The sequence below is a fragment of the Paenibacillus puerhi genome, assembly GCF_009846885.1.
Lineage (GTDB): Bacteria > Bacillota > Bacilli > Paenibacillales > NBRC-103111 > Paenibacillus_G > Paenibacillus_G puerhi.
This window is the reverse complement of sequence record NZ_WUWM01000082.1, coordinates 1-2,050: the sequence shown is the minus strand read 5'-3', so window position 1 is coordinate 2,050 and position 2,050 is coordinate 1. Positions and strand designations below refer to the sequence as shown.

General features: G+C 49.6%; 2 protein-coding genes. Both read right to left on the bottom strand.

Going from position 1 to position 2,050, the window contains the following annotated elements:
- Positions 1-70: 70 nt before the first annotated feature.
- On the bottom strand, positions 71-1,606 hold the full coding sequence (gene tnpC, locus GSF01_RS29055) for an IS66 family transposase (protein WP_159888754.1): 1,536 nt from the start codon (positions 1,604-1,606) through the stop codon (positions 71-73).
- Between the two features lie 97 nt (positions 1,607-1,703).
- A partial coding sequence (tnpB, locus tag GSF01_RS29050; protein WP_159888753.1) for an IS66 family insertion sequence element accessory protein TnpB occupies positions 1,704-2,050 on the bottom strand: 347 nt, incomplete at its 5' end.

The following is a 2,050-nucleotide window of genomic DNA, read 5'->3' as shown; positions in this document are numbered from 1 at the left end:
GTAAGCGTCTAATAACCAGGTGTATTGAAAAAGAAAAGCCCATGGTTCATGAGAATCCATAGGCTTTGCGTTATGTACAATGTTGCCTAACTGCTGGACTCCATGGAAGGTGCTCATCAAGCAACTCCGGTTGCTGACGAAATGCAGCCGCTGGTAACTGTTGCAACAGATAGACTAGATATTTGTACGGGTTCAATCCGTTTGCCTTTGCGGTCTCTACGATGCTGTAGATTCCTGCACTTGCGGCTGCACCCCGTGGACTCCCGCTAAACAACCAATTTTTTCGACCGACCGTAAAGGGGCGAATGCTGTTCTCAGCTAGATTGTTCGAGATCACACAGTTCCCATCTTGTAAATAATTCATCAACTCTTGTCTATGGTTACGTGCATACTTCAGCGCTTCGCCTAGCTTGGATTTAGGAAGGACTTTACCTTTGGCTATTTCTACCCATGACCAAAAACCATCGAGTACAGGCTTTTCCTGCAACAGACGCTGTTCCTTTCGTTCTTCAGGAGGTTGTGAGGCAAGCTGTGCCTCCAGCTCAAATAGCTTGTTGCAATAGGCTACCCCTTCCGTGGCAAGGGTCCCTTCCAGATTCTTCGCCTCCGGTGGCAATGCCTCAACAAACTTACGCCGAAGATGTGCCCAGCATAGACAAGAGATCGTTCCTGCTAGATTCGCATATCCAGAGTAGGCATCGCTATGTAAATATCCCTTGAATCCTTTTAGGAACGCTTGCGGGTACCTCGCCCCTCGTCCTGGCTGGTATTCAAAGATCCTTATGGGATGCGTACTATGCTGAGCGCTGCTGTAGATCCACATGTAGGAGGAGGTCGTGTTCTTCCGACCCTTCTCATTCATTACCTGCAAGGGTGTCTCATCAGCATGCAGATATCGCTCTTGTACAAGCAGCTCATGCAGTCGATTCACCAGTGGCTTCAGCCAGTCTCTCGTAGTCGCAATCATCCAGTTGGCCATCGTGGCCCGACTCAGATCCAGACCGATGCTCTTCCATTCCTTCTCCTGACGGTACAGCGGCATACTGTTCACAAACTTCTGGTACATCACCCAGGCCACGGAGGAAGCGGAGGCTAACGAATGCTGGATGACCGGTACTGGAGTGGTCGCCTTTTTCATCTGAGGCTTGTCCGCTTTCCGACAGGTCCGGCACTCTAAGGTTTCTCTGTAGATATCAATGGCTTGAACGCGGGCAGGGATAAACTCCACTTCCGTACGAACAAACTCTTCGCCTACCAAGACAAGCTCACTATGGCATACGTCGCAACAACGATCCTGAACCTGAAATAGCTGCTTTTCATGCGGAAGATCTTGAAGTAGCTCCGCTCGTTCGCCTACCTGCCTCTTTCGCTGGTAGCTTTGAATTTGCTCGATGGTTAGCTCCGGCGCAGTGCGTGAAGCTGCCGTCTCTGGCTCATCAAATAAAGACAGCTGCTCCACCCCTACTGGGAGGGAAGCTGTTTTCTCGGAGCTTTTGCCGTACAGCTTCTGCGTTAGAAATTGTACGGTTTCCTGTAGCCGTTTATTCTCTTTTTCCAAGTCGCCGATGCGATGCTCCATCTTTTGCAGCTGTTCCAAAGGGCTCATGAGATACCGTTCCTTCACTGTCTTCTATACCTGTTATTATACCATAAAAGCAGGCATGAACCCAGATTTTACAAGGGTTTTCGACTTCTTTTTCGGCTTACATAGAAGGGGTGAAAGCAAGCTTTTTGACCGCTTTCGGCTGATGGAGCGACAGACCTTCCAGCAACCACCGAAACTCCTGTGGCGTGATCGAGCGTACGGCCTCGGCATCCATGGGCCACTGGTATTGACCGGATTCCAGTCGTTTGTACAACAGGACGAATCCATCACCTTCCCAGTACAAGGCTTTCATACGATCACGCTTGCGACCGCAAAACAGAAACAAATGATTCTGAAACGGGTTCAATTGTAGCTGATGCTGCACCAAGTGAATCAAGCCGTCAATGGATTTTCGCATATCCGTATATCCACAGGCGACATACAGCTGATCGGCCTTCGAGGTGT

Excerpts from the sequence above, each read along its gene's own strand:
- tnpC (WP_159888754.1), bottom strand. The coding sequence starts at position 1,606 with ATGAGCCCTTTGGAACAGCTGCAAAAGATGGAGCATCGCATCGGCGAC.